Source organism: Citrobacter sp. Ca225, assembly GCF_030337175.1.
Classification (GTDB): domain Bacteria; phylum Pseudomonadota; class Gammaproteobacteria; order Enterobacterales; family Enterobacteriaceae; genus Citrobacter_A; species Citrobacter_A amalonaticus.
The window spans coordinates 18,922-32,207 of the sequence record NZ_JAOWCD010000071.1; the positions used below are offsets into that span (position 1 = coordinate 18,922).

The 13,286-nt window shown below is 54.8% G+C and carries 15 protein-coding genes; 11 read left to right on the plus strand and 4 right to left on the minus strand.

The annotated features are described in order from the left end of the window. Positions 1 to 26: 26 nt before the first annotated feature. Together pmbA and cybC are read left to right on the plus strand one after the other, a co-directional pair. A complete protein-coding gene (gene pmbA / locus OGW13_RS10995) occupies positions 27 to 1,379 on the plus strand; it encodes a metalloprotease PmbA (RefSeq protein WP_044264679.1) in 1,353 nt (450 codons plus the stop codon). A 53-nt stretch (positions 1,380 to 1,432) separates the two neighbouring features. Next, positions 1,433 to 1,819: a cytochrome b562 gene (gene cybC / locus OGW13_RS11000; protein WP_054177077.1), complete on the plus strand. Its 387-nt coding sequence runs from the start codon at positions 1,433 to 1,435 to the stop codon at positions 1,817 to 1,819. 44 nt (positions 1,820 to 1,863) lie between these two features. Here the strand turns inward: cybC and OGW13_RS11005 are convergent, their stop codons facing one another. Next, a complete protein-coding gene (locus OGW13_RS11005) occupies positions 1,864 to 2,154 on the minus strand; it encodes a helix-turn-helix domain-containing protein (protein WP_172961308.1) in 291 nt (96 codons plus the stop codon). Then, entirely contained in the window at positions 2,138 to 2,464 is a 327-nt protein-coding gene (locus OGW13_RS11010) for a type II toxin-antitoxin system RelE/ParE family toxin (protein WP_042999220.1), read from the minus strand. Before OGW13_RS11010 ends, OGW13_RS11005 begins: the two co-directional genes overlap by 17 nt. A 435-nt stretch (positions 2,465 to 2,899) precedes the next feature. On the opposite strand from OGW13_RS11010, the gene OGW13_RS11015 reads away from it, so the two are divergent. The 9 genes from OGW13_RS11015 to OGW13_RS11055 all read left to right on the plus strand — a co-directional run bounded on the left by OGW13_RS11015 (position 2,900) and on the right by OGW13_RS11055 (position 10,366). Next, positions 2,900 to 3,238 carry a glycine dehydrogenase gene (locus tag OGW13_RS11015; RefSeq protein WP_061075410.1) on the plus strand — a complete coding sequence of 113 codons (339 nt, stop codon included), beginning with the start codon at positions 2,900 to 2,902 and terminating at the stop codon, positions 3,236 to 3,238. A gap of 11 nt (positions 3,239 to 3,249) precedes the next feature. Next, entirely contained in the window at positions 3,250 to 3,612 is a 363-nt protein-coding gene (locus tag OGW13_RS11020) for an SFCGS family glycine-rich protein (RefSeq protein WP_012134368.1), read from the plus strand. A gap of 2 nt (positions 3,613 to 3,614) precedes the next feature. After that, the gene (locus OGW13_RS11025; protein ID WP_042321633.1) at positions 3,615 to 3,914 is read left to right on the plus strand and encodes a DUF4312 family protein; all 300 of its coding nucleotides are present in this window, start codon (positions 3,615 to 3,617) and stop codon (positions 3,912 to 3,914) included. A 22-nt stretch (positions 3,915 to 3,936) separates the two neighbouring features. After that, positions 3,937 to 4,713 (plus strand): DUF4311 domain-containing protein, encoded by a 777-nt coding sequence (locus tag OGW13_RS11030; RefSeq protein WP_042999221.1) that lies wholly within the window; start codon positions 3,937 to 3,939, stop codon positions 4,711 to 4,713. A gap of 11 nt (positions 4,714 to 4,724) precedes the next feature. Further along, positions 4,725 to 5,369, plus strand: a complete 645-nt coding sequence (locus OGW13_RS11035; RefSeq protein WP_042999222.1) for a DUF4310 family protein — start codon at positions 4,725 to 4,727, stop codon at positions 5,367 to 5,369. Between the two features lie 97 nt (positions 5,370 to 5,466). Next, positions 5,467 to 6,600: an amidohydrolase/deacetylase family metallohydrolase gene (locus OGW13_RS11040; protein ID WP_287116079.1), complete on the plus strand. Its 1,134-nt coding sequence runs from the start codon at positions 5,467 to 5,469 to the stop codon at positions 6,598 to 6,600. Next, entirely contained in the window at positions 6,584 to 7,702 is a 1,119-nt protein-coding gene (locus tag OGW13_RS11045; protein WP_042999224.1) for a DgaE family pyridoxal phosphate-dependent ammonia lyase, read from the plus strand. The genes OGW13_RS11040 and OGW13_RS11045 overlap by 17 nt, the downstream gene beginning before the upstream one ends. Continuing rightward, positions 7,699 to 8,439: a 2-dehydro-3-deoxy-phosphogluconate aldolase gene (dagF, locus tag OGW13_RS11050; RefSeq protein WP_287116080.1), complete on the plus strand. Its 741-nt coding sequence runs from the start codon at positions 7,699 to 7,701 to the stop codon at positions 8,437 to 8,439. The genes OGW13_RS11045 and dagF overlap by 4 nt, the downstream gene beginning before the upstream one ends. Before the next feature lie 16 nt (positions 8,440 to 8,455). Beyond that, complete coding sequence (locus OGW13_RS11055) at positions 8,456 to 10,366, plus strand: BglG family transcription antiterminator (RefSeq protein WP_061069571.1); 1,911 nt, start codon at positions 8,456 to 8,458, stop codon at positions 10,364 to 10,366. A gap of 47 nt (positions 10,367 to 10,413) precedes the next feature. Here OGW13_RS11055 and nrdG read toward each other — a convergent pair whose 3' ends face one another. Beyond that, positions 10,414 to 10,878 (minus strand): anaerobic ribonucleoside-triphosphate reductase-activating protein, encoded by a 465-nt coding sequence (gene nrdG, locus OGW13_RS11060; protein ID WP_287116081.1) that lies wholly within the window; start codon positions 10,876 to 10,878, stop codon positions 10,414 to 10,416. A 259-nt stretch (positions 10,879 to 11,137) separates the two neighbouring features. Beyond that, positions 11,138 to 13,276 carry an anaerobic ribonucleoside-triphosphate reductase gene (gene nrdD / locus OGW13_RS11065; protein WP_042999228.1) on the minus strand — a complete coding sequence of 713 codons (2,139 nt, stop codon included), beginning with the start codon at positions 13,274 to 13,276 and terminating at the stop codon, positions 11,138 to 11,140. Positions 13,277 to 13,286: the final 10 nt, after the last annotated feature.

Sequence of the window (13,286 nt, forward strand, 5' to 3'; positions counted from 1 at the left end):
GACTTCAAAGAAACTCTCTCTACATTATGGCATTTGCGATGAAAGTAATCTCACAAGTTGAAGCGCAGCGTAAGATTCTGGAAGAAGCAGTTTCGACAGCGCTGGAGTTAGCCTCAGGCAAATCGGACGGGGCGGAAGTCGCCGTAAGCAAAACGACCGGCATCAGTGTCAGCACCCGTTATGGTGAAGTGGAGAATGTCGAATTCAATAGCGATGGTGCGCTGGGGATTACCGTCTACCATCAGAACCGTAAAGGCAGCGCCTCATCGACCGATTTAAGCCCACAGGCTATTGCCCGTACCGTCCAGGCGGCGCTGGATATCGCGCGCTACACTTCACCGGATCCGTGCGCCGGTGTGGCCGACAAAGAACTGCTGGCTTTTGACGCGCCGGATCTGGACCTGTTCCACCCGGCTGACATTTCCCCGGACGAAGCCATCGAACTGGCAGCGCGTGCTGAACAGGCCTCTTTGCAGGCCGACAAACGCATCACCAATACGGAAGGCGGCAGCTTTAACAGCCACTATGGCATTAAAGTGTTTGGCAACAGCCACGGTATGTTGCAGGGCTATTGCTCCACCCGCCATTCGCTGTCCAGTTGCGTAATTGCCGAAGAAAACGGCGATATGGAGCGCGATTACGCCTACACCATTGGTCGCGCGATGGGCGATCTACAAACGCCGGAATGGGTAGGCGCAGACTGTGCTCGCCGCACGTTATCCCGCCTGTCTCCGCGTAAACTCTCGACCATGAAAGCGCCGGTGATTTTTGCTAACGAAGTGGCGACCGGGCTGATTGGACATCTGGTTGGCGCAATTGCGGGCGGTTCGGTGTACCGCAAATCCACATTCCTGCTGGATTCGCTGGGCAAACAAATTCTGCCTGAATGGCTGACCATTGAGGAGCATCCGCACCTGCTGAAAGGACTGGCCTCCTCACCGTTTGACAGCGAAGGCGTGCGCACGGAACGTCGTGACATTGTGAAAGACGGCGTTCTGACTCAATGGCTGCTGACCAACTACTCCGCACGTAAGCTGGGGCTGAAAAGCACCGGTCATGCTGGCGGCATTCATAACTGGCGTATTGCCGGACAAGGACTGAACTTTGAGCAGATGCTTAAAGAGATGGGCACCGGTCTGGTGGTCACTGAACTGATGGGCCAGGGCGTGAGCGGCATTACCGGGGATTATTCCCGCGGCGCAGCCGGTTTCTGGGTTGAAAACGGGGAAATTCAATACCCTGTGAGCGAAATTACCATCGCCGGAAATTTAAAAGAGATGTGGCGCAATATTGTGACGATTGGTAACGATATTGAAACACGTAGCAATATACAGTGTGGTTCAGTACTGTTGCCGGAGATGAAAATCGCCGGGCAGTAAACATCCATGGCGCGACCTGCCGCGCCATAACAATAAAAAAAAGGAAGTGAGCAATGCGTAAACATCTGTTAGCAATCATCGCAGCTTCAACGTTAGTTTTGGGCTCTTCCGTGTTCGCCGCTGATCTGGAAGATAATATGGAAACGCTTAACGATAACCTGAAGGTAATCGAAAAAGCGGATAACGCGACGCAAGTGACCGATGCGTTAACCAAAATGCGCGCCGCTGCGCTGGACGCGCAAAAAGCGACGCCGCCAAAACTGGAAAGCAAGGCCTCAGATAGCCCGGAAATGAAAGATTTCCGTCATGGTTTCGACATTCTGGTCGGCCAGATCGACGGTGCGCTGAAGCTGGCAAACGAAGGGAAGGTCAAAGAAGCGCAGGCCGCGGCGGAAGAATTCAAAACCACCCGCAACGCGTATCACAAGAAGTATCGTTAATTGTCTTGCTCACCTGATGTCTCCAGAGGGACATCAGGTGACCGTCACAGGATGATTTGCGGATGTTTAATTCCGCAGGCTCTGGCGTAACGGACAATAGTTTCCAGACTGGCCTTGATAATATTCGCTTCCATCCTGGAGACTGTTGGCGGCGTAACCCCCATTCTTTCAGCAACTTGCGCGCGAGTTAATCCCGCGTGTTTACGCCATTGTGCGAGCATAGCTTGTAGACGTGCCTTCCGCTCTTCCACTTCCATTGCGGCTTGTACATCAGGATCGGACATCAGGTCTGCTCTGACGTCGTCCCAGGCGACGCTTTTAGTTTTCTTGCTCATTGAGCATCTCCTCCAGCCTTTCGAAGGCTAGCATCATTTCTTGTTTGGGCGTTTTCTGCGTTTTCTTAATGAACACGCGTAACAGATAGATGGTTTTGCCTTTCTGATAGACATACAGACCACGGCCTGGCTCGGTTCCCATTGTGCGAATCTCAAACAGACCAGCACCGAGAGGTTTGCTGTCGGGTTCCCGTAATGCAGTCGCATTGATTTTTAACTTATCAATCAAGCGAATCATTTTTGCCCTGACGGTGGGCGGTAAACTTGCCAACTCGCTGGCAACATCGACATGCAGCATGACGGTAAACACGGCATCTCTCCCTGATAAAATATTAGCATAAAAGCTAAATTAGCTTATAGGCTAATTTAGGTGTTTCCTCTTTATGATGGGGACGCATAGCCATCACCGTATTTTCTTGTAATCACAAATTCCGCGCCAGCGTGGGGTTTAGCCTATGCGTAGCGCCTCGCAGAGATTCGTCATAAGTCTTTTGGATACTATGGTTGAAAATCGCTCTTTGCTCACAGTTTCAGACTTTCTTCTCTGCTGGCGTCGCAACGAAACGCCGTTGATATCTGTGAATAAAATCACACTTTTCCAGCGATAAATCATCAAAACCCCCTTTTCTGTGGAACAGATCACTATTGCCACTCGCCTTTCCACTTCGAAGTGGAAAACAACTCGCTACAAACTTTTTACCCCCACCGCTAGTTTTAACTCAGAGCCATTAACGGGGTAAGACGAGTGAATAACGGAGCAGTAATGAACGACATGGGGGAACAGGTGGCGCAGATTGGTGAACTGGCCGATCGCATGCTGGCGCAAGTGTATGCCTTGCTGCGTGAACATCACATCATTCCCAACGCCGTACAGGAACAAATGCTGACGTCTCACGTTCGCGCCATGGCGCACCGGTCGGTGACCGGCGAGCCTTTGCCGGAAGTGGAAGCCAGTTTGTTTGATGAAATTTCAGCCGACTCAATGGCGCTTGCCCGCGACGTGGTCGCAGCGTTTGGCAACCTTCCCGAGGAAGAAGCCTGGCTGCTGTCCGTCCACTTTGAAGTCGCGAAAGACAACCTTTAAGGAGCAACAACATGGAACAGATTACAGTCGTGATTGGCGATCGTCTGGGTAAAGGCCAGAAAGTGGCGGCAGGCGTCGAGAAAGCCGGTGGTCGTGCGGTGGTAGTACCGGGCGTTGCCGCAGATATGAAACTGGGGGACGTGATGAAAGCGGAAAACGCCACGTTCGGCATCTCTTTTTGCGGCAGCGGCGGCGCGGGCGCCATCACTGCACAGAACAAATACGGTTACAAAGCCAAATATGGGATGCGCTCTGTGGATGAAGGCGTAACGGCGATTAACGAAGGCTGCAACGTGCTGGGGTTCGGCTTTATGGATAAAGAAGAGCTTGGCGAGCGCCTGGTCCAGGCGTGGCAGAAAAAATACGGCGCGTAAGTATGAAAGAACAATTCACCACAACGGTGAGAGTCACCGGTAAAGGCGAAGCCAAAGCGCGCGCCTTTGCCGATGCCCTGAACCACGTTCAGGCCGCGGTCATGAAGGCATCGCCGCACATTTTACTGCGTATTGAGCCACAGGATGTGCAGGTTGTTCAAGCGCGTGAAGCGGTGCGCAAAGAAGCGTTTTTGTTCTTCTTTCTGCGCCGGGAACGACGCACTTACAGCGTGGAGCTGGATGTGACCGTCAACGTGACAGCCATCAATCTGGACAAGGTGGATTTTGTCTCGCAACGCTGATTCTTGTTAAGAAGGCATAATTATGTTCCTGATAATTTTAATAAAATCGCTCATCATCGGTGCCCTCGTCGGCGTGGGTGTGGGGGCCGGGGCTGCACGCATGTTTCATGCGCCTACCACACAGGGGATGGGTGCGTTTCGAACTCTGGGGGAACTGAATTCCTGCGAAGGGGATCCGGCTTCTCACTTCTCGTTTGGTCTGGGCTTTTTCTTCAACGCCTGGGCCTCATCCGTTGCGGCGGGCTCGTTCACACAGGACGTGGATCACCGCATCATTCCTAACTGGGGCGCGGCAGCGCTGATGATCAAAAACCGTAACGTCGGTGAAACGCTGCATGACCCGAAAAAAATGGCGATTGCCTGCGGCGTCATCGGCATGATCGTCGTGACCTTCCTGAACCTCACGGCTTCTTCCGTACCGGAAGCGTTGCAGGTGACCGCCGTTAAGGTGCTGGTCCCTGCGGCAAACCTGCTGGTCAACACCGTGATGCCGGTGATCTTCTGGCTGGCGGCGATCGATGCCGGTAAGAAATCAGGCTTCTGGGCAACCGTTTTCGGCGGCGCGGCACAGTTGATCATGGGTAACGCCGTACCGGGTCTGGTCCTCGGCATCCTGATTGGTAAAGGCGTTGAAGAGAGCGGCTGGAACCATGTGACCAAAGTGATGATGGCGGCCATCGTCCTGCTGTTCGTCCTGAGCGGCTTCTTCCGTGGCTTCGACATGAAGATGATCGAATCCTTCCACATGACCGTGCCGAACTGGCTCGAACTGATCCACAACTCGCTTAGCGGCAAATAACGGAGGCCACAATGGAACAGAATAAAGGTTTTTGGTTTGCCGACTGGTCGTTCCCGATCTTCGTTGGCCTGCTCTCCTCCGGTGTGTTTGCCGGGACGCACATGTACTACCTGTACGGGATTGGCGCGTTTAACGAAGTGGCGTTCGTGGCCATGCTGAAAGCGGGGATTGATACCGGATCGTACGGCGCAGTGGCCGCGTTTGGTGCCAGCTTCCTGTTCGCCCGCATTATCGAAGGCTCCCTGGTGGGGATTCTGGATATCGGCGGTGCGATTCAGACCGGCGTTGGTCTGGGGGTTCCGGCGCTGTTGTTGGGCGCAGGCATTGTGTTCCCGGTTGAGAACTTTATCGCTTCTCTCGCTACGGGGCTGGCGATTGGCCTGGCGATTGGTTACGTCATTATCCTGGCGCGTAAGTTCACCATCAATCAGAGTGACTCGACCTACGGGGCGGACGTGATGATGGGGGCCGGTAACGCCTCGGGGCGTTTCCTCGGCCCCTTGATCATCCTCAGCGCGATGACGGCGTCGATCCCTATCGGCGTGGGTTCTTTGGTCGGCGCACTGCTGTTTTACATCTGGCAGAAACCGATCACCGGGGGCGCTATCCTTGGCGCCATGATTTTAGGTTCAATCTTCCCGATTGCGATTAGCTAATTACCTGATGGCAAAGCGCTTATCAGGCCTACGGATAAGCGCGTCTTTGTTGGCCGGATAGGGTGGTTACGCCGCTATCCGGCAAAAGGAGAGAGACATGTTTGATTTACTCCTTCGCCGTGCGCGTCTGGTTGACGATACGGTCTGTGATATCGCCCTGAAGGACGGCAAAATCGCCGCGTTAGGCGAGATAAACGACCCGGCGGTGAAAACCGTTGAGCTCAACGGCGAGTACTACGTCAGCGCCGGATGGATTGATTCCCACGTTCACTGTTATCCAAATTCCCCGATTTATCACGACGAACCGGACAGCGTAGGCATTGCCACCGGCGTGACGACCGTTGTGGATGCGGGCAGTACCGGTGCCGATGATATTGATGATTTCTATGCCCTCACGCGCGACGCCGCGACGGAAGTCTATGCACTTCTGAATATCTCCCGCGTCGGGCTGATTGCACAAAACGAACTGGCGAATATGGCCAACATCGATGCCGACGCGGTACAGCAGGCGGTGAAACGCTACCCTGATTTCATCGTCGGCCTGAAAGCGCGTATGAGCAGCAGCGTGGTGGGTGAAAATGGCATCACGCCGCTGGAACGCGCCAAAGCGATGCAGCAAGCGAACGGTGATTTGCCCCTGATGGTCCACATTGGCAATAACCCGCCGGATCTGGATGAGATCGCAGAGCGCCTGACGGCGGGCAATATCATCACCCACTGCTACAACGGAAAACCCAATCGCATTCTGACGCCGGAGGGCGAACTGCGCGCCTCGGTCACCCGGGCGATTCAGCGAGGCGTGCGTCTGGACGTCGGGCACGGCACGGCCAGCCTGAGTTTTGCGGTGGCGAAACGTGCCATCAGCTTAGGCATTCTGCCGCACACCATCAGTTCTGATATCTATTGCCGCAACCGTATCAGCGGCCCGGTGCATTCGCTGGCGAATGTGATGTCGAAATTCCTCGCCATCGGGATGTCGCTGCCGCAGGTCATCAACTGTGTGACGGCGAATGCCGCCGACGGCTTGCGTCTGAAATCCAAAGGTCGTCTCCAGCCAGGTCTGGACGCTGACTTAACCCTCTTTACGCTGAAGCGTCAGCCAACCGTGCTGATCGATGCCGAAAATGACAGCTTACAGGCTGAAAAACTGCTGGTGCCGCTTGCCGCAATACGTGCGGGCAAGGGCTATATGACCGAACAAGGGAGCGCGGAACATGCCTTCGATTTTTGAAAAATACCATTTAAAGCAGGTAATTAATACCTCCGGACGAATGACGGCGCTGGGCGTGTCCACGCCGCGCCCGGAAGTGGTGGAAGCGGCGATGGCCGGTATGAACCAGTACTTTGAGATGAAAGATCTGGTGAATAAAACCGGGGAATACATTGCGAAGCTGCTGGATGTGGAAGGGGCGACGGTGGTTTCCTGTGCGTCTGCGGGCATTGCTCAGTCGGTGGCCGCCGTGTTGGTCCAGGACAGCGACTGGCTGCTGGAGAACCTGCACATCACACCGATTGAGAATAACGAAATCGTGCTGCCGAAAGGGCACAACGTTAACTTTGGTGCGCCGGTTGGCACGATGGTGGCGCTGGGCGGTGGCAAGCTGGTGGAAGCCGGATATGCCAATGAATGCTCTGCCGCACAGCTGGCGGCGGCAATCACCCCGCGCACGGCGGCGATTCTTTACATCAAATCCCACCACTGCGTACAAAAAAGCATGCTCAGCGTTGAGCAGGCCGTCGTCGTGGCGCGTAAACACAATCTGCCGCTGATTGTTGATGCGGCGGCGGAAGAAGATCTGCAGTGCTACTACCGTTCGGGGGCCGATCTGGTGATCTACAGCGGCGCGAAGGCGATCGAAGGCCCTACCAGCGGACTGGTCATCGGCAAAACCCAGTACGTCGAGTGGGTGAAACGCCAGACGGCGGGTATTGGTCGGGCGATGAAGGTCGGCAAAGAGGGGATTCTCGGCCTGACCTGTGCCATTGAACTCTATTTGAATGCGCAGAAAGAGAGCGGCGCGGAGATGGTGGAAAAAATGACGCCGTTTATTGATGCGCTGAATGCGCTCAACGGTGTGACCGCTCGCGTGGTGTGGGACAGCGCGGGACGGGATATCGCCCGCGCAGAAATTAAGTTTGATGAAGCTGTTACCGGCATCGCGACAGGCGAACTGGTGGAAGCGCTCAAGCAGGGTGAATACGCGATTTACTTCCGTGGTTACAAAGCCAACGAAGGGATTATTGAAGCAGATGTGCGCAGTGTTGATCGTGCACAGTTGGACATTGTGGCGCGCCGGATTGGCGACGTGATTAATCAGGAGAAACAAGCATGAAATTGACCCCGAACTTTTATCGCGATCGCGTCTGCCTGAATGTACTGGCCGGCTCGAAAGAGAACGCGCGTGACATTTACGACGCGGCGGAAGGTCATGTGCTGGTGGGTGTACTCTCCAAAAATTACCCGGATGTCGAAAGCGCGGTGGCGGATATGCGTGACTACGCGGCACTTATCCACAATGCGCTCTCCGTAGGGCTGGGGGCGGGCGATCCGAACCAGTCGGCGATGGTCAGTGAAATCTCTCGCCAGGTTCAGCCGCAACACGTCAACCAGGTGTTCACCGGCGTGGCAACCAGCCGCGCCCTGCTCGGGCAGAGTGAGACGGTGGTCAACGGTCTGGTATCGCCGACTGGTACGCCTGGTCTGGTCAAAATTTCCACCGGGCCGCTGAGTAGCAAAGCGGCGGACGGCATTGTCCCGGTCGAAACGGCTATCGCGCTGCTGAAAGATATGGGCGGTAGCTCGATCAAATACTTCCCGATGGGCGGTCTGAAATGCCGTGACGAGTTTAACGCGGTGGCTGAAGCCTGTGCGTGTCATGATTTCTGGCTGGAGCCAACCGGCGGGATCGATCTGGAAAACTACTCTGAGATTCTGCAAATTGCCCTCGACGCGGGCGTCAGTAAAATCATTCCTCACATTTATAGTTCTATTATTGATAAGGTAAGCGGAAACACCCGTCCGGACGATGTGCGCCAGTTGCTGGCGCTGACCAGGGCGTGTGTAGGTTAAAAACGAGGAGAGTGATGTGCGATTCCCCAACCAACGTTTGGCGCAACTGTTTACGATGTTGCAAAACGAGACGCTGCCGCAGGATGAGCTGGCGCAGCGGTTGTCGGTTTCCACACGAACTGTTCGTGCTGATATTACAGCGCTCAACGCCCTGCTGACTCAGCACGGCGCGCAGTTTATCCTCAGCCGGGGCAACGGTTATCAGCTCAGGATCGATGACCCGGCAAGCTATCAGTCCCTGCAATCGCAGCAGCCCAGCGCGCTGCGAATTCCGCGCACCAGTCAGGAACGCGTACATTACCTGATGGTACGTTTTCTGACATCCGCCTTTTCTCTCAAACTCGAAGATTTAGCTGATGAATGGTTTGTCAGTCGGGCGACGCTACAAAACGACATGGCAGAAGTGCGTGAATGGCTGCAACGCTATCATTTGACGCTGGAAACGCGTCCGCGCCATGGCATGAAACTGTTCGGCAGCGAGATGGCGATCCGCGCCTGCCTGACCGACCTTCTCTGGACGCTGGCGCAGCAGGATCCCGCTAATCCGCTGGTGACCGAAGAGGCGCTGTATGCCGGGGTGCCATCGCAGCTTCAACCGCTGCTTGAGGAGATTTTCAATCGCTTCCATATTCGCCTTACTGACGAAGGCGAGCTGTTTTTACGTCTGTACTGCGCGGTCGCGGTACGCCGTATCAGCGAAGGGTATCCGTTGTCGGAATTCACCAACGAAGAGGTGGAAGAGAACGTGTGCCTGGCGGCGCGTGAGATTGCCGCTGTCGTGCAGCATCTGGCAAATCATCCGCTGTCGGTGTCGGAAGAGAACTGGCTGAAGGTACATATCGCGGCGCGGCAGGTGCAGGAGATTGCGCCCAGTGCGATCAATGCCGACGACGAGGAAGCGCTGGTCAATTACATCCTGCGGTTTATCAACAGCCAGTACAACTATAACCTGTTGAATGATAACCAGCTTCATGCGGATTTACTCACTCACATCAAAACGATGATCACCCGGGTGCGCTATCAGATCATGATCCCGAACCCGCTGCTGGAGAACATCAAGCAACACTATCCCATGGCATGGGATATGACCCTGGCGGCAGTCTCCAGTTGGGGTAAATACACCCCTTACGCCATCAGCGAAAACGAGATCGGCTTTCTGGTGTTACACATCGGCGTTGGGCTTGAACGTAGTTACAACATCGGTTACCAGCGGCAGCCAAAAGTTCTGCTGGTCTGCGACACGGGAAATGCGATGGTGCGGATGATTGAAGCGGTACTGGCGCGCAAATATCCGCAGATCGAGATTGTAAACACGCTGACGCTGCGTGATTACGAACAGCGCGAGAGTATCGCGGAGGACTTTGTGATCGCCACGGCGCGGATCGGTGAGAAAGACAAGCCGGTCGTGCAGATCGCCCCGTTTCCTACCGACTATCAACTGGAGCAGATCGGTAAGTTAGTGCTGGTAGACAGAACCCGTCCGTGGATGCTGAACAAATACTTCGATGCCGCGCATTTTCGTATTATCGAAGGCGAGATGGACCAGCAGACGCTGTTTAAAACCTTGTGCGATCAGTTGCAGCGTGAAGGGTTTGTCGACGCGGAATTCCTCGATTCGGTGGTGGAACGTGAGGCGATTGTCAGCACGATGCTCGGTGACAGCATTGCGCTGCCGCACGCCCTCGGACTGCTGGCGAAAAAAACGGTGGTCTATACGGTGCTCGCCCCGCAGGGTATCGCCTGGGGGGACGAAACCGCACATGTGATCTTTTTACTCGCTATCAGTAAAAGCGAGTACGAAGAGGCAATGGCCATCTACGATATCTTTGTCACTTTCCTGCGTGAACGCGCTATGACGCGACTGTGCGGCAGCCAAAACTTCGCCGAGTTTAAAGCGGTGGCAATGGAGTGTGTGAGTCGTTTTTGATGGGAGGGGCAGGAAAGACGGAAAGCAGATGCTGTCCGCCATAGTGTTTACCGTAAATGATGGACAACCTGGTTGCTGCTGCCGCGCCAGATCAGCGCCGGGTCTTTCAGATCCTGCACAAATTTGCCGTCCACCAGCACGTTAATGAGGTCCACAACCTGCATTTGCGTGGCGTTGAGTTCATCCAGCTTATAGCCGGTCCACACCCAGATATCTTTACCTGCACATTCAGCACGAATGCGCTGCACCAGCTTCAGGATATCCGGTACGTTCTGCGGATGAAGCGGATCGCCGCCGGAAAGGGAGATCCCCTGGCGGTGGATCCGCGTATCGTTCAGATCGCGGATGATCTGGTCTTCCATTGCTTTTGTGAATGGCTGACCGGAATTCAGCCGCCAGGTGCTTTTGTTGTAGCAGCCAGGGCATTCGTGCACGCACCCTGAAACAAACAGGGTGCAGCGGGTACCGGGGCCGTTAACGATATCGACGGGATAATACTGGTGATAATTCATTTTTCCTCGTTGCATTTGGCGCTGTAGCTGTGTTGGCCGCTCTCACTCACCCGGGTCACTTACTGATGTAAGCTCCCCGGGATTCGTTCGTTTGCCGCCTTGCTACAACACCAACTGCTTAGAGGAAAACCACGACATTGGAACTGTAGTTAGCGGTAGTAGGCCAGATAAGGTGCTTGCACCGCCATCCGGCAACATTGTGATGCCTGATGGCGACGCGATGGCGTCTTATCAGGTCTACGGCCTTTGCAAACGGAAATTAACCGATCTGCCCATTCCCTAAATGTTTAACGCGACGCTTCACTTCTTCTTGTTTACCGGCGTTAAACGGACGTGCGTCCGGGCTGCCTAAATAACCGCAGACGCGGCGGGTTACCGACACGCGTGCCGCGTCGTGATTACCGCATTTCGGACAGGTGAAGCCTTTGCTGGTGCATTCGAACTCACCGGTAAAGCCGCACTCGTAGCATTCATCGATTGGCGTATTGGTGCCGTAATACGGCACATGCTGATAGCTGTAGTCCCAGACATCTTCCAGCGCTTTCAGGTTGTGCTGGATGTTCGGGTATTCGCCATAGCAAATGAAGCCACCGCTCGCCAACGGCGGGTAAGGCGCTTCAAAATCGATTTTGTCGTACGGGTTCACCTTCTTCTCCACATCGAGGTGGAAACTGTTGGTGTAGTATCCTTTATCGGTGACGCCCGGCACGACGCCAAACTCGGCGGTATCCAGACGGCAGAAGCGGTCACACAGGTTTTCACTCGGCGTGCTGTACAGGCTAAAGCCGTAGCCGGTCTCTTCTTTCCATTTATCGACGGCCTGACGCAGATGCTCAACAATGGCAACCGCTTTCGCGCGCAGCGCTTCGCTGTCGTAGACATGCGTATCACCAAACAGCGCGTTGATGGTTTCGTGGATACCAATGTAGCCCAGTGAAATCGATGCACGACCGTTTTTGAAGATTTCCGCGATATCATCATCGGCTTTCAGACGTACGCCGCAGGCGCCTTCCATATAGAGGATCGGCGCGACGCGAGCCTTAACGCCTTCCAGACGGGCAATACGGGTCATTAGCGCTTTACGCGCCAGCGTCAGACGATCGTCCAGCAGTTTCCAGAACGTCGGCTCATCACCACCTGCTTCCAGCGCGATACGCGGCAGGTTAAGGCTGATCACGCCGAGGTTGTTACGCCCATCGTGAACCTGTTCGCCTTTCTCGTTTTCCCACACGCCGAGGAAGCTGCGGCAGCCCATCGGGGTTTTGAACGAACCGGTGACTTTCACGACCTGATCGTAGTTCAGGATGTCCGGATACATGCGCTTGCTGGCACACTCCAGCGCCAGTTGTTTGATGTCGTAGTTCGGATCGCCAAATTTGTGGTTCAGGCCGTCACGAATCGCAAACACCAGTTTCGGGAACACGGCGGTTTTGCGATTTTTGCCCAGACCGGCGATACGGTTACGCAGAATGGACTGCTGAATCAGGCGCGATTCCCAACTGGTACCCAGGCCGAAACCAAAGGTCACAAATGGCGTCTGGCCGTTGGCGGTATGCAGCGTATTGACCTCATATTCCAGAGACTGGAAGGCGTCGTAGCACTCTTTCTCGGTACGGGAATGCGCGTAGCCGTCGGCATCCGGAATTTGCCACTCTTCCGCCGTCTTACGGTGCTTGTTAAAGCTGGCAGTCACGAATGGCGCCAGTACTTCATCAATACGGTTAATGGTGGTGCCGCCGTAAATATGGCTGGCGACCTGCGCGATGATTTGCGCGGTCACGGCGGTGGCGGTAGAGATGGATTTTGGCGGCTCGATTTCTGCGTTACCCATCTTAAAGCCCTGCGTCAGCATCCCTTTGAGATCGATAAGCATGCAGTTGAACATCGGGAAGAACGGGGAATAGTCGAGATCATGGTAGTGAATATCACCGCGCTCGTGCGCCTGTACCACATCACGCGGCAGCAGATGCTGACGGGCGTAGTGTTTGGCGACGATACCGGCCAGCAGGTCGCGCTGGGTCGGGATGACTTTACTGTCTTTATTGGCGTTTTCATTGAGCAACGCGGAATTGGTCTGTTCTACCAGGCCGCGAATTTCCTGGTTCAGACGACCGCGTTTCTCTCGCTGAATATCACGGTCATGGCGATATTCAATGTAGGCGCGCGCCAGCTGCTTGTAAGGGCCTGACATCAGTTGGTTTTCAACCGCCGTCTGGATCTCATTAATATCGACCTGGCTACGCGCGTCCATCTGACTGCTAACGACTTCTGCGACGGTGGCGCAGTAATCTGCGTCATCGACTCCCGCTGCTTTAGCTGCACGCAGAATGGCTTCTTTGATGCGCTCTGATTTAAACGGCACTTTACAGCCATCTCGTTTCATCACATGCGGTGTCATGATCACTCCA

Coding starts and splice junctions, on each gene's coding strand:
- pmbA (WP_044264679.1), top strand. CDS start 27: ATGGCATTTGCGATGAAAGTAATCTCACAAGTTGAAGCGCAGCGTAAG.
- cybC (WP_054177077.1), top strand. CDS start 1,433: ATGCGTAAACATCTGTTAGCAATCATCGCAGCTTCAACGTTAGTTTTG.
- OGW13_RS11005 (WP_172961308.1), bottom strand. CDS start 2,154: ATGAGCAAGAAAACTAAAAGCGTCGCCTGGGACGACGTCAGAGCAGAC.
- OGW13_RS11020 (WP_012134368.1), top strand. CDS start 3,250: ATGGAACAGATTACAGTCGTGATTGGCGATCGTCTGGGTAAAGGCCAG.
- OGW13_RS11025 (WP_042321633.1), top strand. CDS start 3,615: ATGAAAGAACAATTCACCACAACGGTGAGAGTCACCGGTAAAGGCGAA.
- OGW13_RS11030 (WP_042999221.1), top strand. CDS start 3,937: ATGTTCCTGATAATTTTAATAAAATCGCTCATCATCGGTGCCCTCGTC.
- OGW13_RS11035 (WP_042999222.1), top strand. CDS start 4,725: ATGGAACAGAATAAAGGTTTTTGGTTTGCCGACTGGTCGTTCCCGATC.
- OGW13_RS11040 (WP_287116079.1), top strand. CDS start 5,467: ATGTTTGATTTACTCCTTCGCCGTGCGCGTCTGGTTGACGATACGGTC.
- OGW13_RS11045 (WP_042999224.1), top strand. CDS start 6,584: ATGCCTTCGATTTTTGAAAAATACCATTTAAAGCAGGTAATTAATACC.
- dagF (WP_287116080.1), top strand. CDS start 7,699: ATGAAATTGACCCCGAACTTTTATCGCGATCGCGTCTGCCTGAATGTA.
- nrdG (WP_287116081.1), bottom strand. CDS start 10,878: ATGAATTATCACCAGTATTATCCCGTCGATATCGTTAACGGCCCCGGT.
- nrdD (WP_042999228.1), bottom strand. CDS start 13,276: ATGACACCGCATGTGATGAAACGAGATGGCTGTAAAGTGCCGTTTAAA.